This window comes from Pelagibacterium sediminicola, assembly GCF_003390885.1.
GTDB classification, from domain to species: domain Bacteria; phylum Pseudomonadota; class Alphaproteobacteria; order Rhizobiales; family Devosiaceae; genus Pelagibacterium; species Pelagibacterium sediminicola.
Map to the genome: position 1 here is coordinate 1 of NZ_QMEL01000001.1, position 22,402 is coordinate 22,402.

Genomic DNA, 22,402 nt, shown 5'->3' on the forward strand with positions numbered 1-22,402 from the left:
ATTCATCGATGCCCACAACGAGAACCCCAAACCCTATAAATGGGTCAAATCCGCAGACGAAATCCTCGCCTCCGTCAAACGCTTCTGCCAGAAAACAATGAACCGAACTTCAGATTCGGGTGACTAGCTAGCCTTCTTATTATACGCCACTGTGCCACGATCGATCGCTGTGTCGATTCGATCCACGGCAGTTCCCCATTCCACTGTCTCATCGCGATCGACGGCCGCTACACCTTCGGCATCGGTCAGAATGCCAACACCTTCGCGATCAAGGTAAAACTGGAATGCCTGAATCATCACCCAAGTCCTGTCGCGATCAAGCGCCGCAGCAATTCGATCGAACTTCTCGATAACATCGATAGGGGGCCTGATTGAGATTTTCATACGTTCAGTCTTGTTCTTGGCATCCTCCTAAGCTCAGCGTCTGGGATGCACTGCACCCCAGTAAATCCCATTGTCAACCATTTTGTAAACTCATTCAGACGGTCAAGAGGTATTGGAATTCGCCCATTTACCGACACGATGGACGAACTCCCGTAAGCCTTTTCGTCGATATCGGCTCGTCAGTGTGCTTGCCTATACGCGAGAGCACAGTCCCGGACCCCATCTGCCGAGCATCTTCGACACTATTGAGACGCCGGCAGCCTCGTCACGGATTTGATGATGGCGATCGCGGCAGGTGTGTTTCGCAAAAAAAATTATCTAACTGACGCACGGTGCCACCGGGTCGATCGATTCTTGCTCCACACACCTCGAGCCCGGCTCAGCTAGGTAATCGGCAAGATTTTCAAGCGTGGTGCCGGAGTACTGCCCTGGTCGAACTGGCGGCTCTTGAGGAACGTATCCCGCCGATTCCGCTAGCTCGACTGACATTAGGTGTGGCCTAACCTCGCCGAGCAATCGCTCCATGGTGAGGAATATTTCAATACCGCCAGCATCGATGTCCGACCAGTGAAAGATCGGAAGCCCATCCGGCAGTAATTGCCGCAGGGTCGCAATCGATTGCTGCCATGCGATTGATGGCTGCCCGCCCGTGTAGAGAACCATGTCGTTCTGTAGGCCATTGGCCTCGGTTGCGTGCCGGTGGAAAGAGACAAAGTTCTCGATAGTCAGCAGCGCTCTGGGTGGCCGAACCAAGGAAATCTCACCAACAGCCCCGTGTGGAAGGGCAATGTAGGGCAGGGAGCGAGGAAGGGCGGCGCCTCCTATCGCGATCGGCCCAGAGATATGGAGCGGAACCGAAATTCTACTGAGCCCAAGATCTGAGAGCACACTTCTTGGCGTGCCGGCGCCCAGCTCGCGGCCGAACGATAGAAAGCGGACGAGCGGAGCTTCATGCCTTTCAAGAAACTTGCTATCTTCTGTCACCTGAACCGACAAGGACCGATAGTCCAGATCTCGGTGACGTTCCTGCGCAATCGCCAAGGACAAGGCAGCGATGGAGCGAATTTTATCGGCGTTTTGCGGACCGATCCCCCACCAGTCCCTGCCGCGGCTCCAGGCCGAGCGTATATCCTCCACCGCCTTGAGCATCCAGGGCTCGACCATTTGGTCCATGATCGGCGTGAGGGAATCCTGCGCCACCGCCACACTGGGTTTGCGTTCCAGAAATTCGTACACACGGTCCGCATCGGCCAATCGGATGCGCGGAGGGTTGTGACGTTCCCGTCCTCGTCGGGGCTCGATCCGCAGACCGCCGGTGTCTGCAACCTTTCCAAGGGTCGCGAGATAATCGTCCAGCTCCAGCTGGGTGTCAAAGTCCGCTCGAGTGGGCCTGAGCATCAACCTGACGGACGACGGGTTCGCCTCGAACTTGTTGAGCAGCTTATTCAGGTCGGCGAACGCACGCCGCTTGCCTGTCATTCGGCTGCCTCGCCCATCATGACCTCAATCTCCTCCCTGCTGAGACGTGCGGGATCGATCGCAGCCAATTCGTCTCGCGTTCGCTGCTTGATCATGTCCGAGCGCGCGTAGGACTCGTCTCCGCGGCGCCAGACGTCCACGATCGTGTGAGCGTAGCGTTCCATCGACTGTCGGCCACCATCCGGCCCGCAGATCAACAACTGCAGACCAAGTTCCTGGCAGAATTTGACCATTTCAAACCTGACCTTCTCATCAAGCTTCGAAAATGCCTCGTCGAAAGCGGCGAGGCACAGCCCTGATGCATTCCCATCGATGCGAGAGCGCGCTCCCCCGTAATAGATCGACGACAGCGCTGACAGGAGCGCCACGTAGTACGGCGTTTGCGTCTCGCCGCCGGATGCCGTCCCTTTTCGTTCGCTCCAAGGCACCGTGCGCCCGGAAGACAGAGAAGTTATCTCAAGCTCGAAGGCGAAGTATCTGCGATAGTCCTCGTACTGCTCGATATCGACTTCCTCGTCGAGCAAAACTGCTTCAACCACTTTGAGCTCTGCCGCCAGCGGATGCTCGTCCTCCACATCCCCCTGAAATAGAGGAACGTCCGCGAGCTCGAGTTCTCGCAAGCGTTCCACGATCGTATGGAAAGCCTCATACCCAGGAGCCTGAGAACTCCGAAAACTATACCGCTCGTCGAGAAAATCATACTTTCGAAGGACATCGCGAATATCGCGCAGTTCTTCATTGTGAGCTACTCCCCGAAAATGGGGCACTGACGTAAGCTACGAATTGTTGTCTGCTGGTCTTCGACGATGGAGATCAGAGATGTCGAAACGCAAGCAGCACTCGCCTGAGTTCAAGGCAAAGGTCGCCCTGGAAGCATTGAAGGGCGAAGAGACGGTATCGGAATTGGCGAGCCGGTTCGGAATCCACCCCACGATGATCCACCAATGGAAGCGGGCGTTGCTCGAAGGGGCATCGGGTGTGTTCGAGCGTGGCGGGCGCAAAAAGCCAGAGATTGACGATGAACAGGTCAAGGATCTGCACGCCAAGATCGGAGAGCTGGCCGTCGCCAACGATTTTTTGTCACGAAAGCTCAAGCCCTGGGGCGGGAAGTGAGACGGGGGATGATAGAACCTGATCACCCCGCTCTCTCGATTGGCAAGCAGTGCACGCTGCTGTCGATCGCGCGCTCTTCGTTCTATTACACGCCGAAAGGCGAGACCGAGATCAATCTCGCGCTTATGCGCAGGATCGATGAGCAATTCCTGGAGACGCCCTTCTTCGGCGTCCGGCAGATGACTTGGCACCTGCGCAATGAAGGGCACCTGGTGAACGAGAAGCGCGTGCGGCGGCTGATGCGGCTCATGGGGCTGATGCCAATCTACCAGAAGCCCAACACCTCGAGACCGGCCAAGGGACACAAGGTTTGGCCATATCTTCTGAAGGGATTGAGGGTGGAGCGTCCGAACCAGGCCTGGGCTGCGGATATCACGTATTTACCGATGCGCCGGGGCTTTCTCTACCTGGTGGCCATCATGGACTGGCACACCCGCAAGGTCTTGGCGTGGCGCATCTCGAACACGCTGGAGGCAGACTTTTGCATCGAAGCGTTAAACGAGGCGGTCCACAAGTTCGGTCCGCCCGAGATCATGAACACCGATCAAGGCAGCCAGTTCACGTCCTTTGCCTGGACCGGTCGGTTGCGACGAATGGGGGTGCGCATCTCCATGGATGGCAAGGGACGGTTTCTCGACAACATCTTTGTCGAGCGGCTCTGGAGAACCCTCAAATACGAATGCGTCTACCTGCACGCCTGGGAGACCGGATCACAGGCCCGCGCCGGCGTCCGCGAATGGATGGAATTCTACAATCATCGACGCCCTCATTCCGCTCTTGGCGGCAAACCGCCTGCCGTGATCTATTGGCAGCGCATTGACCAAAACCAACCCGACCAGCAGGTGCAACGAGTAGCTTAATTTACGCCCAAATCTGTCCAGCGATTGGGGGGGAGCTCAATCCGTCCCTACGAGGGCGCGGATACAAAGCCGCTATCTGAAATCTGGTTTTTGGCTTCGAGGCAGGCTCATCCCTTCCTTGGAGAGGAAAAGCTTCTGTCACAACGACAGCTGATCGAAGCCGAATATCTTCCAAACTCTGAAACCTGGGTCGCATGCAACCAGGACAAACCTGTCGGCTTCATTGGCCTGATGGGGAAGTTCATCGGTGGCCTGTTTGTGGACCCTGGCGTCCAGGGCCTCGGCGTTGGTCGTCTCCTCGTCACCCACGCATTGACCTTGAAGGGCAGCCTGGAACTGGAAGTTTATGCGGCTAATGAAAACGCCGTCTGTTTCTACTCCCGTCTCGGTTTTTCAGAGGTTTCGAGACGTAAACAGGACGACGAAGGGCTGCCGTTCGAAAATCTTCGAATGAGACTTGCCGGCTAGCGCCCGCGAGGGGCGCAGCAATGTGCCCCTCCATCTTCAATCATGGGGACACTTACTTCAGGTGTCCTACGGGTGTGCACGACCATGAATGTAAGCAAACAGGAAAGAAAAGCTCTCGAACTACTATCGCTTGGAGGAAAGATCTCTGTCGAAAAAGACGACAAGAACCGGGTAGTGGATGCGAGCTTTATAACGAGAGAAGGATGGTTTCTCGCCGGCGTGGGGCTGAGCGAGTTTCAATCCTTGCGCACAAAGCGTTTCGTCGGGTCCAGAAGGGGGGAAGAATATTCAATCACACGCGAAGGCATCAAGGTCCTGCAACAGTTCCGGCAGGCTCAGAAAGTCGCTCAAAGAAACAGCCGCCTGACAAAAAAAAGGCCGGGTGTAACGAGGGCGGACCATGCGGCGGAGGAAAACGAAAAACTATCTTCCTGTCTCTGAGGCGATCCGGTCGGGAAGAGTTCCCATGGCGAGCCTGGTGCATTTGCTTGCTGCGGCGGAATACTTGAACTTTCGCCATGCAGCAAAAGCACTTGGCGTGGCACAATCCAGCGTCAGCGCCCGCGTGAAAGCGCTAGAGGAAGATCTCGGAATCCAGCTGTTTGAGCGACAGGCTCGTGGCGTTCGGTTGACCGAGGCCGGTCGCCGCTTTGTCGAGCGCGTAGCTTCGGGCGTCGATCAACTTGAACATGCTGTGACGACCGCCGGCATGGCTGCGTCGGGAGAGCGTGGATGTTTGTGCATCGGCATCCACGCCCTGATCCCCGGCAGCTTCCTGGACAAACTGATCGCGAAATACCGCGACTACTATCCCGGAATTGAAGTCGAAATCACCGAGGGAACAGCCCGCAACAAGGTAATGCAAGTTCGTCAAGGTCATCTTGACGTGGCGTTTGTCGCTGGAGCACCCGAGCTACCAGACTGCCATACGCGTCCAATATGGACCGAGCAGCTTGTCGCAGTGCTACAAGAAAACCATTGCCTCGCTGAGCGTCACGCCCTCACTTGGACCGATCTCGCGAACGAAACGTTCCTCGTCCGCCATGGTGGCACCGGCCCGCAGGTCTATGACCATATCGTGTTGCGCCTCGCGGAACGGAGGCGTTCTCCTTCAATTCAGCGCTTCGAGGTCGAGCGCGGCACGCTTCTATCTATGGTCGGACAAGGCTTCGGCGTTACCATCGTCGGAGCCGCGACAGCGCTGCTGCCGACCACTGGCATCACCTTCCTACCTTTTGCCGATGAGCCAGAGCCGGTTCCCTTCACCGCCGTCTGGTCGCCGTTCAATCGCAGCGCCGCGCTCCGCAACCTACTCAACCTCGCAAACGATATGAGCCGTTGCAGCGATTCGCCCGGCCACCAACACGGCGACGATTACCCGGCGAGATCGCAGAAAAAGTAATCCGTCCTATTTGCCGCCGATAGTATCCGGAAGCCCTCCCGCAGCACCTTTTGTGTTGCCTGTCGCGATGTTGCCTACTCTCTGATCGGCTCCGTCTCTCTTGCCGACTGGAGCTTACATTGCGCGGAGGCCGAATCCTTTGGGGTCAAATCGCCGTCGTCTTCACAATCGTTCTGGTGATGACGTGGGCGGCGACGCAATGGGTTGCCTTCCGCCTCGGCTTCCAGCCACAGCTTGGCAACCCATGGTTCGAGGTGGCGGGCCTGCCGGTCTATTATCCGCCGGCCTTCTTCTGGTGGTGGTTTTCCTTCGACGCCTATGCGCCCGCGATCTTCGTCGAGGGCGGCATCATCGCGGTATCGGGCGGCTTCCTCGCCATCGCCGCCGCCATCTTCATGTCGATCATCCGGGCACGAGAGGCGCGCAACGTCGCCACCTACGGCTCCGCACGATGGGCCGAGGACAAGGAAATCCGCGCGGCCGGATTGCTCGGCCCCGATGGCGTCCTGCTCGGCCGATACGACAGGGACTATCTGCGCCATGACGGTCCCGAGCATGTCCTATGCTTCGCCCCGACGCGCAGCGGCAAAGGCGTCGGGCTGGTGGTGCCCACCTTATTGACCTGGCCGGGAAGCTGCATCGTCCATGACATCAAAGGGGAGAACTGGACGCTGACAGCGGGCTTTCGTGCGAAGCACGGCCGCGTCCTGCTGTTCGATCCGACCAACGCCAGATCGTCCGCCTACAACCCGTTGCTGGAGGTCCGGCAAGGCGAATGGGAAGTCCGCGACGTGCAGAACATCGCGGATATTCTGGTCGATCCCGAAGGCAGTCTCGACAAGCGCAACCATTGGGAAAAGACTTCCCATTCGCTGCTGGTCGGCGCGATCCTGCATGTTCTCTATGCGGAGAAGGACAAGACGCTGGCGGGCGTCGCCAACTTCCTGTCCGACCCACGCCGCCCGGTCGAGGCGACCTTGCGCGCCATGATGGACACGCCGCATCTCGGCGAGGCTGGCGTTCATCCCGTCATCGCATCGTCGGCCCGCGAACTGCTGAACAAATCCGAGAACGAACGGTCGGGCGTGCTCTCCACCGCCATGTCGTTTCTCGGCCTCTACCGCGATCCCGTGGTAGCCCGCGTCACCGCACGTTGCGACTGGCGCATTGCCGATCTGGTCGGCAGCCGCCAGCCCGTCACGCTCTATCTGGTCGTGCCGCCATCCGACATAAACCGCACCAAGCCGCTCATCCGCCTGATCCTCAACCAGATCGGCAGGCGGTTGACCGAGGAACTGACCACCTCGGGCAAGCGCCATCGGTTGCTGTTGATGCTGGACGAGTTTCCGGCGCTCGGCAGATTGGATTTTTTCGAGTCCGCCTTGGCCTTCATGGCGGGGTATGGAATCAAAGGCTTCCTGATTGCGCAGAGCCTCAACCAGATCGAGCGCGCCTATGGGCCGAACAATGCGATCCTCGACAACTGCCATGTCCGCGTCAGCTTCGCCACGAACGACGAAAGGACGGCGAAGCGTGTTTCAGACGCATTAGGCACCGCGACCGAGCTGCGCGACTCCACCAACTACGCAGGGCACCGCCTAGCCCCGTGGTTAGGTCACTTGATGGTGTCACGGCAGGAGACGGCGCGGCCGCTGCTCACGCCGGGCGAAATCATGCAGCTTCCGCCCACCGATGAAATCGTAATGGTGGCGGGCACACCGCCGATCCGGGCCACCAAAGCCCGCTATTTCGAGGATGTGCGGTTTCAGGAACGCATCCTGACCCCGCCCGATCTGGTCGCCGCTCCGCTGGCGCCCAGCCCATCCGCCGATGATTGGTCCGGCCGCGTGGTCGCAGCGGAAAGCGGTTCCGCGACCGACGCGGCAGACGGGACCGACGGGGATCCGGCCAATGCCGGCATCCGCCGCGAGCCGGAATTGCCCGAGCATGAGGAAGTCGTCGCCCCGCCGCCGTCGCCCGAACAGGAGTTCGAGTTTCTGGACGACGAGCCGGACGTTGACGCGGCCAAGGCCCGCGCCATGCGCCAGCGCATGAGGATGGTGGCGCGACAGGTGGCGATGAACCCCGATGATGGAATCGACCTTTGAGGAGACGCCCATGGCAACCAGAACCCGCCTGAATATCTATTTCGACCCCGCGCTCATTCCGCAGATCGAAGCGCTGGCTTTACGCCGCTCGGTGGCGTTGCGCCGCAATGTCTCGAAATCCGCCATCGTGGAGGCAGCGGTCATGTCCTATCTGTCCGGCGATGCCGACGACCAGCTTGAAGCAGCCATGTCACGCCGCCTGGACAAGCTCGGCCGCCAGATCGATACGCTCGACCTGGATCTCGCCGTCCTCGGCGAGACGGTCGCGCAGTTCATCCATTACTGGATGACGATTACACCGCCTTTACCGGATACAGCGAGACAATCAGCCCGCGCCAAAGCAGCAGAGCGGTTCGAGGGCTTCATGCAGAACCTTGGTCGGCGTTTGGCGACGGGAGACAGGTTCCTCAAAGAGCTGTCGCGGGATATGCCCGGCGATGTGGCTGAAGAAACAGCGGCAGAGCGCCAGTCTGTTGAGCACGGTTAGCCTGCCACTCCCTTGCAGACGAGTGCAATCTCGCTGGTTACCGCATCTGCCAGCTCATCTGTCGGCTTCTCGCCTTGCAGTCTGAGAACCGCAGCCGTTTGCTGGCCAAGCCAGCGTTCATGCTGGGCACGGTTACGTCCGCTGAAGCTGGGATCATCATAGCTTGATGCCCATTTTCGAAACGCCAGATGCGCTTCGTGCATGTCCCCACCGGGAAGGATGCGCTCACCGTGGCGCGCTGCCTCGCGCTGGTCGAGACGTTGCAGTCTGATGGCGGCAGGCGTGTAGAGAAAGACAATCAGATCAACGTCACGGATCAGGGCCTCTCCCCATCCGATGAAGGAGCCGGTCAATACCCATCCATCGGATGCAGCTTGCTGTTCTGCAATCAGTTTCACTCGATCTTCAGTCGGGCGCTTGACGCTGTACGGCGGGTCGGTCGGCATCCAGTAGAAATCATCAACATCTATTTGTGGAATGTCGAACCGCTTTGACACCGCCGCACCGAGGGTCGAGACGCCCGAACAGGAAGCCCCCGTGATGTATATTTTCGGCCTGCCGTGCATTCAGATCGATTCCCTCGTCACTTCCTGCATTGATATTATTACTGTTTGACATTCTCAACATCGGCCGGGTTGCCCATCCTATTTACCGCCGTTCGCCGCCGATCACCGCACGCGGCTAGATACTTGTTGAACCGGCCGCATTTCGGTCTTTCTTAATCGACCCCGATCCGGGGATCGCCTGTCGCGCCCCATGAAGAAACGGGGCCGACATGACCACCAACCACCAAAAACCGGAAGCCATTGCGCGCGGCGCGCGCATGTTGCGCACTGCACTCGGCCCCGCCATTGCCCGGCTGCTCGAAGACCCGGCCGTGGTCGAGGTGATGCTGAACCCGGACGGGCGGTTATGGATCGACCGCCTGTCCGAAGGACTGTCCGACACGGGCGAGCGCCTGTCCGCCGCCAATGGCGAACGCATCGTGCGGCTGGTCGCGCATCATGTCGGCGCGGAGGTTCATGCCCGCAGCCCTCGCGTATCGGCCGAGCTGCCGGAGAGCGGCGAGAGGTTCGAGGGTCTGCTGCCGCCCGTGGTCGCCGCCCCGACCTTTGCCATCCGCAAGCCCGCCGTCGCGGTGTTCACGCTCGACGACTATGTGGCGGCGGGCATCATGTCCGCCGATCAGGCCGCGATGCTGCGCGGGGCCGTTTCCTCCCGCGCCAACATCCTCGTGGCGGGCGGCACCAGCACCGGCAAGACCACCCTGACCAACGCTCTACTCGCCGAGGTGGCGAAGACGGCGGATCGCGTCGTCATCATTGAGGATACGCGCGAACTGCAATGCGCCGCGCCGAACCTTGTCGCCATGCGGACGAAAGACGGCGTGGCGACGCTTTCCGATCTGGTCCGTTCCTCGCTGCGTCTGCGTCCCGACCGCATCCCCATCGGCGAAGTGCGCGGATCGGAAGCCCTCGACCTTCTGAAAGCGTGGGGCACCGGCCATCCGGGCGGCATCGGCACCATCCATGCCGGCACCGGCATCGGTGCGCTGCGCCGACTTGAACAACTCATTCAAGAGGCTGTCGTCACCGTCCCGCGCGCCCTGATCGCCGAGACGATCAACCTTGTTGCTGTCCTTTCCGGGCGCGGTTCCGCGCGCAGGCTGGCCGAACTCGCCCGCGTCGAAGGGCTGGGGCCGGACGGCAACTATCGCATCACGCATCCCATCCCTTCGGCAATCCCCACCAGCACAGGAGAATCTTCATGATCCGCACGATTTCGCGCGGCTATCGCTTCGCCGCGACCGCCGCATCCACCCTTGCCATCAGCTTCATGCTCGCCCGGCCGCCCATGCGTCCGGTTCGTCGATGCCGTGGGAAGCACCACTCCAAAGCATCCTCCAGTCCATCGAGGGGCCGGTCGCCAAGATCATCGCCGTCATCATCATCATCGTGACCGGCCTGACTTTGGCCTTCGGCGATACGGGCGGCGGCTTTCGCAAGCTGATCCAGATTGTGTTCGGCCTGTCCATCGCCTTCGCGGCGTCGAGCTTCTTCCTGTCGTTCTTCTCGTTTGGCGGCGGGGCGCTCATCTGATGGCGGGCGGCCTTGAACAACTCGACGCGGTGCCGGGATTTTCAATCCCGGTCCACCGGGCGCTGACCGAGCATATCCTGCTTGGCGGCGCACCGCGCGCCATCGCCATCATGAACGGAACGCTGGCCGGGGCCGTGGGCCTCGGCCTGCGCCTCTGGCTGGTCGGCATCGCCCTATGGGCAATCGGCCATTTCGCGGCCGTGTGGGCGGCGAAGCGCGATCCCCTCTTTGTCGAGGTCGGACGGCGGCATCTGCGCATCCCCGGTCATCTGGCGGTTTGAGGGAGGCGCGTCGATGATGAACCTTGCCGAATACCGCCGCACCGCCACCCGGCTCGCCGACTATCTGCCATGGGCGGCACTGGTCGGCTCCGGCGTCGTCTTGAACAAGGACGGCTCATTCCAGCGCACCGCCAAATTTCGCGGTCCCGATCTGGATTCCGCTGTCGCCGCCGAGCTGGTTGCCGTCGCCGGCCGCATCAACAACGCCGTGCGCCGTCTCGGCTCCGGCTGGAGTATCTTTGTCGAGGCGCAGCGCAGCGAAGCCGCGACCTATCCCGACAGCACATTTCCTGATCCTGCGTCGGCGCTGGTCGATGCCGAACGGAAAGCAGGATTCGAGGAACAAGACGCTCACTTCGAGTCCCAATACTACCTGACTTTCCTTTGGCTCCCGCCTGCCGATGAGGCCGCGCGAACTGAGGCATGGCTCTACGAGGGCAGGGAGAAAACGGGCGTGGACCCGTGGGAACTGCTGCGCGGCTTCATCGACCGAACCGACCGCGTGCTGGCCTTGCTCGACGGCTTCATGCCCGAGTGCCGTTGGATGGATGACGGAGCGACGCTGACCTATCTCCATTCCACCATTTCGACCAACCGGCATCGCGTGCGCGTGCCCGAGGTGCCCATGCAACTCGACGTGCTGCTCGCCGACCAGCCTTTGGCCGGCGGGCTGGAACCGCGCCTTGGCGACGCCCATCTGCGCATCCTGACCATCGTGGGATTCCCGACCGCGACGACGCCGGGCTTGCTCGACGACATGAACCGGCTGCCGTTCCCCTACAGGTGGAGCACGCGGGCGATCCTGCTCGACAAGACAGACGCAACCCGGCTGCTAACCCGCATCCGCCGCCAATGGTTTGCCAAGCGCAAGAGCATCGCCGCGATTCTGAAAGAGGTGATGACCAACGAGGCGTCCGCGCTGGTGGACACCGACGCCGCCAACAAGGCGCTCGACGCAGACATGGCCTTGCAGGAACTCGGCGCGGACGTGGCGGGCATGGCCTATGTCACGGCCACCGTCACAGTTTGGGATGCCGACCCGCGCCTTGCCGACGAGAAGCTGCGCCTGGTCGAGAAGATCGTTCAGGGCCGCGACTTCACCGCCATGCCCGAATCCGTCAACGCGGTTGACGCATGGCTCGGCAGCCTGCCGGGCCATGCCTACGCGAATGTCCGCCAGCCGCCCATCAGCACTTTGAATCTCGCCCACATGATCCCGCTCTCGGCGGTGTGGGCGGGGCCGGAACGGGACGAGCATTTCGGCGACGCTCCATTGCTTTACGCTAGGACCGAAGGCTCAACCCCGTTCCGGCTAAGTCTCCATGTCGGCGACGTAGGCCACACCCTCGTCGTTGGCCCGACCGGCGCGGGAAAGTCGGTGCTGCTGGCGCTCATAGCGCTCCAGTTCCGCCGCTACGAGGCCAGCCAAGTCTTCGCCTTCGACTTCGGCGGTTCGATTCGCGCCGCCGCGCTCGCCATGGGCGGCGATTGGCACGACCTCGGCGGCGGGCTGACAGAAGGGGCCGAGGCGTCGGTTTCGCTCCAGCCGCTCGCCCGCATCCACGACACCTATGAACGGGCATGGGCGGCGGACTGGATTGCGGCCATCCTCATGCGCGAGGGGCTGGCGATCACGCCAGAGGTGAAAGAGCATCTTTGGACGGCGCTGACCTCTCTGGCGTCCGCGCCGGTCGAGGAACGCACCATCACCGGCCTTGCGGTGCTGTTGCAATCCAACGATCTGAAACAGGCGCTCCGGCCGTTCTGCGTCGGCGGGGCCTATGGCCGGCTGCTCGACGCCGAGACAGAGCATTTGGGATCGGCGGACGTGCAGGCGTTCGAGATCGAGGGCCTTGTCGGGACCGGCGCGGCCCCGGCCGTGCTTGCCTATCTGTTCCATCGCATCGGCGACCGGCTCGACGGGCGGCCGACGCTGCTCATCATCGACGAGGGCTGGCTTGCGCTGGACGACGAGGGTTTCGCCGGCCAACTCCGCGAATGGCTGAAAACGCTGCGCAAGAAGAACGCCAGCGTCATCTTCGCCACGCAAAGCCTGTCCGACATCGACGGCAGCAACATCGCGCCTGCCATCATCGAGAGCTGTCCGACGCGGCTCTTGCTGCCGAACGAGCGCGCCATCGAACCGCAGATCACGGCCATCTATCGCCGCTTCGGCCTCAATGACCGGCAGATTGAAATCCTCGCAAGGGCCACCCCCAAGCGGGATTATTACTGCCAAAGCCGCAGGGGCAATCGCCTGTTCGAGCTTGGCCTGTCCGAAGTCGGCCTCGCGCTCTGCGCCGCATCCTCCAAATCCGACCAGACCGAAATCGCGCGCATCCATGCCGAGCACGGCCGCGCCGGTTTCCTCGCCGGCTGGCTACGCCATCGCGGCGTCGAGTGGGCGGCCGAGCTGATCCCGAACCTCACCAATCTTGCCGACCGGCCGGAATCCGCCGCGCCGGCCCGGCTCGATACCCACCCCACACAGGAGATTCTTCCATGACCTATCCCAAGATCGTCGGGGCGTCAGCCCTCGCGCTGGCGCTTGCCGTGCCCGTCGCGCTTTCACCCATGCTGGCAACCCCGGCCCATGCGCAATTCGGTTTCGGCCGGATCGTCTATGACCCGAGCAACTATGCGCAGAACGTCCTCACGGCAGCGCGCACGCTGGAGCAGATCAACAACCAGATCACCAGCCTCCAGAACGAGGCGCAGATGCTCATCAATCAGGCGCGCAATCTGGCGAGCCTACCGTATTCCTCGCTCCAGCAGCTCCAGCAGAACGTCCAGCGCACGCAGCAGCTTCTCGGCCAAGCGCAGAACATCGCGTTCGAGGTCGGGCAGATCGACCAAGCGTTCCAGCAGCAATACGGCAACGTCTCGCTTTCGACGACCGACGCCCAGCTTGTCGCCGATGCACGTAGCCGCTGGGAGAACACGGTCGGCGGCTTGCAGGACGCGATGCGCGTTCAGGCGGGCGCGGTCGGCAATATCGACGGCAACCGTGCCGAGATGGCCGCGCTGGTCGGCCAGAGTCAGGGCGCAACCGGCGCGCTGCAAGCCACGCAGGCCGGCAATCAGCTTCTCGCGCTCCAGTCGCAACAGCTTTCCGACCTGATCGCGGTCATCTCGGCGAATGGCCGCGCCGATGCGCTGACCGAGGCAGAGCGGGCGACCGCCGCCGAACAGGGCCGCATCCAGCGCGAGCGGTTCCTGACGCCCGGCACCGGCTACCAGCCGGGCAACGCGCAGATGTTCAACGGCAACAACTGACAGGAGGCTCGCCATGGACGGCAAGATGCTGGCCCGGCTCGGGGCCGTGGTGTTCGTTGCGATTGCCTTGACAGTGACCGCAATCGACATGGCGCGGAAGGATGAACCTTCCGCGCCACCCCCTGCGCCGGCCTTCCAGCCCCCGGCCGACCCGTTGCGCGAAACTCTGCGCCGCTGCCAGCAGCTCGGCGAGGCTGCCGCCAGCGATGCCGGCTGCCTCGCCGCATGGGCCGAATCCCGCGACCGCTTCCTCGGCCGCCCGTCAGCACCCGCCGCGCCGCAGACCAGCGAAGGGCGCTGACCATGGGAAACACCGGCGTCATCGACTCGTTTCTAGGGGTCTTCACCAGCTACATCGACAGCGGTTTCGGCCTGCTCGGCGGCGAGGTCGCCTTCATCGCCACGACGCTGATCGTCATCGACGTGACGCTCGCCGCACTCTTTTGGGCATGGGGCGCGGATGACGACATCATCGCCCGGCTGGTGAAGAAGACCATGTTCGTTGGGGTGTTCGCCTACATCATTTCCAACTGGAACAACCTCGCACGTATCGTCTTCGAGAGCTTCGCCGGCCTCGGCCTCATGGCATCGGGCACCGGCTTTTCCGTCACCGATCTGATGCGGCCGGGCCGCGTGGCGCAGACCGGCCTCGACGCCGGCCGTCCGCTTCTCGATTCCATTTCCGACCTGATGGGCTGGATCAGTTTCTTCGAGAACTTCATCCAGATCGCGTGCCTGCTGTTCGCATGGGCGCTGGTGGTGCTGGCCTTCTTCATCCTCGCCATCCAGCTTTTCGTGACGCTGATCGAGTTCAAGCTGACCACGCTTGCCGGTTTCGTGCTGATCCCCTTCGGCCTGTTCGGCAAGACCGCCTTCATGGCCGAGAAGGTCTTGGGCAATGTGGTGTCGTCCGGCATCAAGGTCTTGGTCCTCGCCGTCATCATTGGCATCGGCAGCACCTTGTTTTCGCAATTCACGGCCGGTTTCGGCGGGGCAACCCCGACCATCGACGACGCCATGGCGATTGTGCTGGCAGCCCTGTCGCTGCTCGGCCTCGGCATCTTCGGTCCCGGCATCGCCAACGGCATCGTTTCGGGCGGGCCGCAGCTTGGCGCGGGTGCTGCCGTTGGAACCGGGCTTGCGGTCGCAGGTGCAGCCGTCGCCGCTGGCGGCGGGGCCATGCTCGCCGCCAAAGGTGGTGCCGCTGCCCTGTCCGGCGGGGCCGCGGCCGTCCGCGGCGGCGCGGCCACCGCAGGCGCGGCGACCGCCGCCTATAGCGTCGGATCGCTCGGCCAGTCCGGCGCGGCAGGCGTCGCCTCCGGCCTCGGCGGCGTCGCGCGTGCCGCAGGATCGGCGGCTATCTCGCCGCTCAAACGCGCCGCCGCGCGCGCCAGCGAATCCGTCAAATCCAGCTTCTCCGCTGGCGCGAAAGCCGGATTCGGCGCGTCGGGCGGCAGCTCGACCATGGGCACGGTCGGCGGCGCGAGCGCCGATCCCGCCGCAGCAGCATCCGGCCCGGCCGGCAGCCCGCCCGCATGGGCGCAACGGATGCGGCGCTCGCAGGCCATGAACCACGGCACGACCATGGCCGCCCATGCGGTGCGCTCCGGCGACAGCCACGGCTCCGGTTCCTCCATCAACCTTTCCGAAAGTGACCGCTCATGAGCATCTTCAAACGACCAGTCACCCATTACGGCAAATCGCCGGAACCCGAGACACCCTATCAGAAGGCCGCGCAGGCATGGGACGAGCGCATCGGCTCGGCCCGCGTGCAGGCGAAAAACTGGCGCTATATGGCGTTCGGTTCGCTGATCCTTTCGGCCGGCTTCGCCTCGGCATTGGTCTGGCAGTCCGCACGTGGGACCGTGGTGCCGTGGGTGGTGCAGGTCGATAATCTCGGACAGGCGCAGACCGTCGCTCCGGCCGTTGCGGACTATCGCCCGACCGATCCGCAGATCGCTTTTCATCTTGGCCGCTTCATCGAGCAGGTCCGCGCGATCCCGGCCGACGCGATCATTGTCCGCCAGAACTGGCTTCGGGCTTATGAATGGACCACGGATCGCGGCGCGGCGGCGCTCAACGACTACGCCCGCGCCAATGATCCTTTCGCCAAGGTCGGCCGTCAGCAGGTCGCCGTCGAAGTGTCGAGCGTCATCCGGGCGTCCCCCAACAGCTTCCGCGTCGCGTGGACCGAACGTCATTTCGAGAACGGCCAGCTCGCCAGGACCGAGCGATGGACAGCCATCCTCACCATCGTCATCCAGCCACCGCGCGACGCCGAGCGCCTGCGCGCCAACCCGTTGGGAATCTATGTCAATGCAATTTCGTGGTCGCGGGAGATGAGCCAATGAGGATGATCACCCGCACCCCGACAATCGCGGCCATGCTGCTTTCGGCGACCATGCTCGCCGGCTGCGCCACCAACCGGACGCCGCAATTCAGCTACGACGCCAGCGTGCCGCCGCTGCCGACCGAGCAGGCGGCGGCAACCGACAACACGCCCCGGCCGCTGCATGTGCCCCCGGCATGGACCGTCGCACGCGGCGGCATCGCCGCAGGCACGCCGACCGGCCGCGTCGAGAACGCCAACGCCGCCGCCCGCGTCGAGCCGCGCCGGGAAGGCTACTACAACGCCATACAGGTTTTCCCATGGAGCGAAGGCGCGCTCTATCAGGTCTATGCCGCAGTCGGGCAGATCACGACGATCGCGCTGGAGCCAGGCGAAAGCCTGACAGGCGCGGGGCCGATTGCGGCGGGCGACACCGCCCGCTGGATCATCGGCGACACCGAGAGCGGCAGCGGTGCAAACCGCCGTGTCCATATCCTCGTGAAGCCGACACGACCGGACATTGCCACCAACCTTGTCGTCACCACCGACCGACGCACCTACATGATCGAACTGCGCGCGCGGAAATCGCTCTACATGCCCGCCGTGGCATGGGCCTATCCCGCGCCGCCAGCAGGCCAGCGCCAGACCGTCCCGGCCGAGGCTGCGCGGAACTATCGCTATGGCTTGCAGGTGCAGGGCGACAGCCCGCCATGGCGGCCCGTCTCCGTCTTCGACGATGGCAGGCGCGCCTATGTCGTCTTCCCGGCCGGGATCGTGCAGGGCGAAATGCCGCCGATTTTCGTGCTCGGCACGAATGGCGAACCGCAGATCGTCAACAGCCGAGTCCACCAGAACGTCCTGATCGTGGACCGCCTGTTCGGCTCGGCCGAGCTGCGCCTTGGCAGCGGCAACCGCCAGCAGGTCGTCAGGATCGTCCGCACCAACCCGACGCAGGCCGCAGCAGAGCCAGCCAGAACGACCACGGGAGGATCGTCCTTATGAGCGATACCGATACCGCCACCCCCATGCGCCTGCGCGCTGAATCGCCCCGCGTCACCCGCCTGTCCCGCAAGATGCTGGCTGGCGTCGGCGCGGTTGCGCTTCTCGGCATCGGCGGCGCGCTGATCTATGCGCTCCAGACCCGCGACGGGGGACCGGGAGGCGACGAACTCTATTCGACCGAGAACCGGCCCACGGCGGACGGCCTCGCCGGCCTGCCGAGCGACTACAGCGGCCCCGTGCTTGGCCCTGCGCTGCCCGGCGACCTCGGCCGTCCGATCCTCGACGCGCAGAACCGGGGACAGCCCATTGTAACGCCGGCCATCACGACACCCGCCGTCGATCCAGAGGAAGAACGCCGCAGGGCCGAGGAAGAAGCCGCGCGCTTGAGCAACGTCTTTTTCCAGTCCGGCCCGCGCACGGGAGCGCCAGCCGGCACCGCCATGCCCGGCCTTGCCGGGCTTGGCCTCGGCGGGCAGCCCGCGACACAGGATCGCCACGCGGCTTTCCTCAGTGGCCCCGTGGACCGGCAGACCGTCGCGCCGGATCGTGTCGCGCCGCCGGCATCGCCCTATATCCTTCAGGCCGGGGCCGTGATCCCGGCTGCGCTCATCACCGGCATCCGCTCCGACCTTCCGGGGCAGGTCACGGCGCAAGTAACCGAGAACGTCTATGACAGCCCGACCGGCTCGCTGCTGCTGATCCCGCAGGGAACGCGCATCATCGGCCAATACGATGACGGCGTGACCTTCGGCCAGCGCCGCGTGTTGCTGGTGTGGAATCGCCTGATCCTGCCAGGCGGCCGTTCCATCGTCCTTGAGCGCCTGCCGGGCGCGGACGCCAGCGGCTATGCCGGCCTTGAGGACGGCGTCGATTATCATTGGTGGGATCTGATGAAGGCCGCAGGGCTGTCCACGTTGCTTGGCATGGGCACGGAGCTGGCGACCGACGACGAGGACCGGCTTATCCGGGCAATTCGAGACGGGGCGCAGGATACCGTCAATCAGGCGGGACAGCAGATCGTGCAGCGCCAGTTGCAGGTCGCGCCGACGCTGACCATTCGGCCGGGCTTCCCGGTCAGGATTATCGTCACCCGCGACCTTGTGTTAGAGCCGACAGGAGGTTGACCGTGACCAAGCTGAAACTCGGACCGCTCCCCGACGACAAGCCGGTCAAGGTGACGGTGGAGCTGCCCGCGTCGCTTCACCGCGATCTGGTCGCCTATGCCGAGGTGCTGGCCCGCTATAGCGGCCAGCCCGCCGCCGACCCCATCAGGCTCATCGTGCCGATGCTGGAGCGGTTCATCGCCACGGATCGCGGTTTCGCCAAGGCACGACGCGCTGCAAGCTAAGTCCCAACCCGCAGGGGTGCCGCCAGCGCATAGGCGCAAATGCGGCACGCTACAGCCCGCCGACTGCCCTCCATGGTTCGATTAATTCCGGGGCCTTGAGCGTCCCGGAGTCCACACCGAACCAAGGAGGATTCCATGTGCGCAGAGCGCCGCCGCGCCCGAAAAGGGCGACCGCGACAGTCGATCCCCGAACCACTTCCCGACGATCTTTTCGATTACGCTGACGATCCCACGCCGGACGGCCGAACGCGAGCCAGCGACACGCCACTTCTCGGCCCGGATGGACAGAGGATGCGTGTCACGGACGATTGGCCGGAGGACATTCCCGTCACCGAGGCCGAGATTGACGTGTTCGAGCGTTGGTTCGGCGATGTGTTCGACGAACTCTTGAGCCCGCGAAAGCCGGATGACAGCTTGTATTTCCTATCACAGATTGATAGGAAAAAGGCGTGAGCGGTCATCGTGATCCGGGCCTCGACACGCTTCTGGACCTCGACGGACAGATGCTCTTTGTCGATCCCGAAGGCGGCTATTGGGTGAAGTTTGTCGTCACCCGCGTTCCGGCCTCGCCGGAAAAGCCGCATGGCCTCGATTATTCGCTCACGCTTCACGGGCCTTCGGGCGAACGGCTGGTCGGCCTCGACAATGCCCATCCGGTCGGCCGAGGCAGACGCGGCGAACCGATGGACCATCGGCACCGCCTCCAGACCGTGAAGCCTTACGCCTACGAGGATGCGGCCACGCTGCTGGCCGACTTCTGGCAGGCGGTGGACGCGGTTTTGAAGGAGCGAGGTGCCCTATGACCACATTGAAAGTCGGGATTGCCGACTATGAAGAAATGAAGGCCCGCACCATGCGGATTGCCAAGGGCGAGGAAAAGCCCGCGCCCGGCGACCCGAAGGTGTGGTTCACCTCGACCGAATCCTTCGCCAAGGTGCTGTCGGCCGGGAACCGCGAGTTGCTTCGCGTCATCGCCGAGAAAGCCCCGGCATCGCTGGAAGAACTGGCGGAAATCACCGGCCGGGCCGGCTCCAATCTGTCACGCACCCTCAAAACGATGGAGAGCTACGGCCTTGTGCGGCTTGAGCCGGGCCACGGCCGCAAGCTTGCGCCCAAGGTGGTTCATGACCGCGTGGAGCTGGCGCTGCCCCTGATCGACCGCCCCAAGGCGAAGAAGGCTATGGGAGACCGGCCATGAACATGCACTGCCCAACCGTTACCGCCCGCGCCGCGCTTTACCTTCGCGTCTCAACTGCCCGGCAGGCCGAGCATGACATTTCCATTCCCGACCAGAAGCGGCAGGGCGAAGCCTATTGCGAGCAACGGGGCTACCAGCTCGTTGAAACCTATGTCGAGCCCGGCGCAACCGCCACCAACGACAAGCGCCCCGAGTTCCAGCGCATGATCGAGGCCGGTACGTCCAAGCCCGCGCCGTTCGACGTGGTGGTGGTCCATTCGTTCAGCCGCTTCTTCCGCGATCACTTCGAGATGGAGTTCTACGTTCGCAAGCTGGCGAAGAACGGCGTCAAGCTGGTGTCCATCACGCAGGAGATGGGCGACGACCCCATGCACCAGATGATGCGGCAGATCATGGCGCTGTTCGACGAATACCAGTCCAAGGAGAACGCCAAGCACGTCCTACGCCCCATGAACGAGAACGCCCGCCAAGGCTTCTGGAACGGCGCACGACCTCCTATCGGCTATCGCATCGTCGCGGCCGAGCAGCGGGGATCGAAGATCAAGAAGAAGCTGGAGATCGACCCGCTGCACGCCGACACCGTGCGGCTGATCTATCGGCTCTATCTCGAAGGTGACGGCAAGTCCGGCGCAATGGGCGTCAAGGCTATTGCCACTTATCTCAACGAGCACGGCTTCTTCACCCGTGATGGTGGCAAATGGGGTCTAGCGCAAATCCACGCCATCCTTACCCGCACCACCTATATCGGCGAGCACAGGTTCAATACGCGCTCGCACAAGGACCGGGAGAAGAAGCCGGAGAGCGAAGTCGCCATCATGGCCGTTCCACCTCTGATCGAACGCGAAATATTCGACGCTGTGCAAGCGCGTTTGAGGTCGCGCGATCCTTTGGTGACGCCAGCCCGCGTATCCAGCGGCCCCACGCTGCTTACCGGCATTTGCTTCTGCGCCAAGTGCGGAGGTGCCATGACACTACGCACTGGAAAGGGAAGCGCTGGGCAGACATACCGCTATTACACCTGCTCGACCAAGGCGCGGCAGGGCAAGACCGGCTGCAAGGGCCGCACGATCCCGATGGACAAGCTGGACCGTCTTGTCGCCGATCATATCGGAGATCGGCTGCTCCAGCCCAAGCGACTGGAAACTGTCCTCGCCAGCGTCATCGACCGGCGGCAGGAGCGAGCCGAGCGCCGCCGCGAGCATCTTGCCGAACTTCACAGGCGAATCACGGAAGCCGACCAGCGGCTCGGTCGTCTCTTTGACGCCATCGAAGCCGGCATGGTGGACAAGGACGACGCCATGGCAAAAGAGCGCATGGCGAGCCTAAAGGCGTTACGGGATCAGGCCGCTGCGGACGCCGAGCGTACCCAGCTCGCGCTCGACAGTTCAGGCAATCAAAGCGTCAGCCCGGAAATGCTCAAGGGCTTCGCCCGCAAAGCCCGCGAACGGATACGACTCGACGATGGCGGCTACCGACGCGACCATCTGCGCGCTCTGGCGCAGCGCGTCGAGGTCGCCGACGACGAGGTTCGCATCATGGGATCGAAGTCGGAACTGCTGCGAACGCTGGTCGCCGCTTCAAGCGTAGAAACGGCGGCGTTCGGCGTTCATAGTTCTGTTCTGAAATGGCGCACCCGACACGATTCGAACGTGTGACCTCTGCCTTCGGAGGGCAGCGCTCTATCCAGCTGAGCTACGGGTGCTTCGCACGGCGCGGGCCGGGCGGAATTGGCGGGAAACTAATTGAAGGTCCGGCGAAGTGCAACTGTTTGATTGCGAACTTCGTGCAGCGGTATCGGGGCGGTGATTCAGAAGGGAACAGGGGTCTGAAAATCCACGGCCTCGCCGGTGGCCGGGTGGATGAAGCCCAGATGGGCCGCGTGCAGGTTCAGCCTTGGCGCGGCGGCCAGCGCCGGGCCCGTTGCGTAAAATTCATCGCCGATGATGGGATGCCCGATCGCGCGCATATGGACGCGCAACTGATGCGTGCGGCCCGTGACGGGCGTCAGGCGCAGCCGGGTGATGCTTCCCTCGCGCGCTATCACCGCCCAACGGGTCTGGGCGGAGCGGCCGCGCTCGTGGTCGACCTGCTGGCGCGGCTTGTTCTCCCAGTCGGTGGCAAGGGGCAGATCGACAAATCCTTCATCTTCTTCCGGCGCGCCCCAGACCCTTGCGATATAGATCTTGCGGGTCAGGCGCTTCTCGAACTGGATGCCCAGCCGTCCATGGGTCCATTTGTCCCTGGCCATGACGATGATGCCCGAGGTGTCCTTGTCGAGCCGGTGCACGGTGCCAGCGCCGGGCCAGCGTTCGAGCACACGGGTCTGCAGGCTATCGGAAAGCGCGGGGTCCTTGCCCGGCACGCTCAACAGGCCCGAGGGCTTATCAAGGACGATCAGGTGCTCGTCCTCATGGAGCACCGAGAGCCAAGGCTCGCGCGGCGGATCGTAAACAAAGGTCTTGGGCATCGGGTTAAGCATGGCAAAGTGCATAGAGCATTTTGGCGCCCGAAGGCAATTTGCCGCGTTCTGGCCGTGAATTTGCCATACGGGTTCCCATTATGGGCGCA

At 62.9% G+C, this 22,402-nt stretch carries 25 protein-coding genes, 1 tRNA gene and 2 pseudogenes; 22 read left to right on the forward strand and 6 right to left on the reverse strand.

Features of this window, described 5'->3' with window-relative positions; genetic code table 11:
- A pseudogene (locus tag DQG18_RS00005) lies at positions 1-127 on the forward strand (IS630 family transposase); the annotation flags it as partial.
- On the opposite strand, the gene DQG18_RS00010 reads toward DQG18_RS00005, so the two are convergent.
- From DQG18_RS00010 to DQG18_RS00020, 3 genes are all read right to left on the reverse strand, one after another.
- Entirely contained in the window at positions 124-384 is a 261-nt protein-coding gene (locus DQG18_RS00010; protein ID WP_116652189.1) for a CopG family ribbon-helix-helix protein, read from the reverse strand. The pseudogene DQG18_RS00005 and the gene DQG18_RS00010 sit on opposite strands and share 4 nt — an antisense overlap.
- A 318-nt stretch (positions 385-702) precedes the next feature.
- Complete coding sequence (locus DQG18_RS00015; protein ID WP_116652190.1) at positions 703-1,863, reverse strand: Wadjet anti-phage system protein JetD domain-containing protein; 1,161 nt, start codon at positions 1,861-1,863, stop codon at positions 703-705.
- Positions 1,860-2,492, reverse strand: a complete 633-nt coding sequence (locus DQG18_RS00020) for an SbcC/MukB-like Walker B domain-containing protein (protein ID WP_157969941.1) — start codon at positions 2,490-2,492, stop codon at positions 1,860-1,862. The genes DQG18_RS00015 and DQG18_RS00020 overlap by 4 nt, the downstream gene beginning before the upstream one ends.
- 190 nt (positions 2,493-2,682) lie before the next feature.
- Between DQG18_RS00020 and DQG18_RS00025 the strand changes: the two genes are divergently transcribed.
- From DQG18_RS00025 to DQG18_RS00050, 6 genes are all read left to right on the forward strand, one after another.
- A protein-coding gene (locus DQG18_RS00025; protein ID WP_425454191.1) for an IS3 family transposase occupies positions 2,683-3,836 on the forward strand; the annotation gives its coding sequence in 2 pieces (ribosomal slippage) (positions 2,683-2,944 and positions 2,944-3,836; 1,155 coding nt in all).
- A gap of 90 nt (positions 3,837-3,926) precedes the next feature.
- The gene (locus DQG18_RS00030; RefSeq protein WP_245958320.1) at positions 3,927-4,304 is read left to right on the forward strand and encodes a GNAT family N-acetyltransferase; all 378 of its coding nucleotides are present in this window, start codon (positions 3,927-3,929) and stop codon (positions 4,302-4,304) included.
- Positions 4,305-4,388: 84 nt separating this feature from the next.
- Positions 4,389-4,745, forward strand: coding sequence for a YjhX family toxin (locus DQG18_RS00035; RefSeq protein ID WP_157969942.1), 357 nt, complete (start codon positions 4,389-4,391; stop codon positions 4,743-4,745).
- A gap of 25 nt (positions 4,746-4,770) precedes the next feature.
- Entirely contained in the window at positions 4,771-5,706 is a 936-nt protein-coding gene (locus tag DQG18_RS00040; protein WP_116652194.1) for a LysR family transcriptional regulator, read from the forward strand.
- Between the two features lie 119 nt (positions 5,707-5,825).
- Positions 5,826-7,814 (forward strand): conjugal transfer protein TraG, encoded by a 1,989-nt coding sequence (locus tag DQG18_RS00045; RefSeq protein WP_116652195.1) that lies wholly within the window; start codon positions 5,826-5,828, stop codon positions 7,812-7,814.
- Between the two features lie 10 nt (positions 7,815-7,824).
- A complete protein-coding gene (locus DQG18_RS00050; protein WP_198669613.1) occupies positions 7,825-8,301 on the forward strand; it encodes a CopG family transcriptional regulator in 477 nt (158 codons plus the stop codon).
- Here the strand turns inward: DQG18_RS00050 and DQG18_RS00055 are convergent.
- A complete protein-coding gene (locus DQG18_RS00055; protein ID WP_116652196.1) occupies positions 8,298-8,867 on the reverse strand; it encodes an ATP-binding protein in 570 nt (189 codons plus the stop codon). The two genes, DQG18_RS00050 and DQG18_RS00055, sit on opposite strands and share 4 nt — an antisense overlap.
- Positions 8,868-9,076: 209 nt before the next feature.
- Between DQG18_RS00055 and trbB the strand changes: the two genes are divergently transcribed.
- The 15 genes and pseudogenes from trbB to DQG18_RS00125 all read left to right on the forward strand — a co-directional run bounded on the left by trbB (position 9,077) and on the right by DQG18_RS00125 (position 21,489).
- Positions 9,077-10,072, forward strand: coding sequence for a P-type conjugative transfer ATPase TrbB (trbB, locus tag DQG18_RS00060; protein WP_116652197.1), 996 nt, complete (start codon positions 9,077-9,079; stop codon positions 10,070-10,072).
- Positions 10,069-10,400: pseudogene (locus tag DQG18_RS00065) on the forward strand (TrbC/VirB2 family type IV secretion system protein). The gene trbB and the pseudogene DQG18_RS00065 overlap by 4 nt, the downstream one beginning before the upstream one ends.
- Positions 10,400-10,681 (forward strand): VirB3 family type IV secretion system protein, encoded by a 282-nt coding sequence (locus tag DQG18_RS00070; protein WP_116652198.1) that lies wholly within the window; start codon positions 10,400-10,402, stop codon positions 10,679-10,681. The pseudogene DQG18_RS00065 and the gene DQG18_RS00070 overlap by 1 nt, the downstream one beginning before the upstream one ends.
- Positions 10,682-10,694: 13 nt before the next feature.
- Positions 10,695-13,187 (forward strand): conjugal transfer protein TrbE, encoded by a 2,493-nt coding sequence (gene trbE, locus DQG18_RS00075; protein WP_116652199.1) that lies wholly within the window; start codon positions 10,695-10,697, stop codon positions 13,185-13,187.
- Positions 13,184-13,957, forward strand: a complete 774-nt coding sequence (gene trbJ, locus DQG18_RS00080) for a P-type conjugative transfer protein TrbJ (RefSeq protein ID WP_116652200.1) — start codon at positions 13,184-13,186, stop codon at positions 13,955-13,957. Before trbE ends, trbJ begins: the two co-directional genes overlap by 4 nt.
- A gap of 13 nt (positions 13,958-13,970) precedes the next feature.
- Complete coding sequence (trbK-alt, locus tag DQG18_RS00085) at positions 13,971-14,258, forward strand: putative entry exclusion protein TrbK-alt (RefSeq protein ID WP_116652201.1); 288 nt, start codon at positions 13,971-13,973, stop codon at positions 14,256-14,258.
- A 2-nt stretch (positions 14,259-14,260) separates the two neighbouring features.
- Positions 14,261-15,622, forward strand: coding sequence for a P-type conjugative transfer protein TrbL (gene trbL, locus DQG18_RS00090; protein WP_116652202.1), 1,362 nt, complete (start codon positions 14,261-14,263; stop codon positions 15,620-15,622).
- The gene (trbF, locus tag DQG18_RS00095) at positions 15,619-16,308 is read left to right on the forward strand and encodes a conjugal transfer protein TrbF (protein ID WP_116652203.1); all 690 of its coding nucleotides are present in this window, start codon (positions 15,619-15,621) and stop codon (positions 16,306-16,308) included. The genes trbL and trbF overlap by 4 nt, the downstream gene beginning before the upstream one ends.
- On the forward strand, positions 16,305-17,288 hold the full coding sequence (trbG, locus tag DQG18_RS00100; protein ID WP_116652204.1) for a P-type conjugative transfer protein TrbG: 984 nt from the start codon (positions 16,305-16,307) through the stop codon (positions 17,286-17,288). The genes trbF and trbG overlap by 4 nt, the downstream gene beginning before the upstream one ends.
- Complete coding sequence (locus tag DQG18_RS00105) at positions 17,285-18,412, forward strand: TraB/TrbI/VirB10 family type IV secretion system protein (protein WP_116652205.1); 1,128 nt, start codon at positions 17,285-17,287, stop codon at positions 18,410-18,412. Before trbG ends, DQG18_RS00105 begins: the two co-directional genes overlap by 4 nt.
- Positions 18,413-18,414: 2 nt before the next feature.
- Positions 18,415-18,636: a DUF2274 domain-containing protein gene (locus DQG18_RS00110; RefSeq protein ID WP_116652751.1), complete on the forward strand. Its 222-nt coding sequence runs from the start codon at positions 18,415-18,417 to the stop codon at positions 18,634-18,636.
- Positions 18,637-18,771: 135 nt separating this feature from the next.
- Positions 18,772-19,089: a hypothetical protein gene (locus DQG18_RS15935; RefSeq protein ID WP_157969943.1), complete on the forward strand. Its 318-nt coding sequence runs from the start codon at positions 18,772-18,774 to the stop codon at positions 19,087-19,089.
- Entirely contained in the window at positions 19,086-19,439 is a 354-nt protein-coding gene (locus DQG18_RS00115) for a toxin-antitoxin system TumE family protein (protein ID WP_116652206.1), read from the forward strand. Before DQG18_RS15935 ends, DQG18_RS00115 begins: the two co-directional genes overlap by 4 nt.
- The gene (locus tag DQG18_RS00120) at positions 19,436-19,834 is read left to right on the forward strand and encodes an HVO_A0114 family putative DNA-binding protein (protein WP_116652207.1); all 399 of its coding nucleotides are present in this window, start codon (positions 19,436-19,438) and stop codon (positions 19,832-19,834) included. Before DQG18_RS00115 ends, DQG18_RS00120 begins: the two co-directional genes overlap by 4 nt.
- Entirely contained in the window at positions 19,831-21,489 is a 1,659-nt protein-coding gene (locus DQG18_RS00125; RefSeq protein WP_116652208.1) for a recombinase family protein, read from the forward strand. The genes DQG18_RS00120 and DQG18_RS00125 overlap by 4 nt, the downstream gene beginning before the upstream one ends.
- Here DQG18_RS00125 and DQG18_RS00130 read toward each other — a convergent pair.
- Positions 21,460-21,536 (reverse strand) — tRNA-Arg (locus tag DQG18_RS00130). The genes DQG18_RS00125 and DQG18_RS00130 overlap by 30 nt on opposite strands.
- Positions 21,537-21,641: 105 nt before the next feature.
- Positions 21,642-22,325, reverse strand: coding sequence for an RluA family pseudouridine synthase (locus DQG18_RS00135; RefSeq protein ID WP_425454196.1), 684 nt, complete (start codon positions 22,323-22,325; stop codon positions 21,642-21,644).
- Positions 22,326-22,402: the final 77 nt, after the last annotated feature.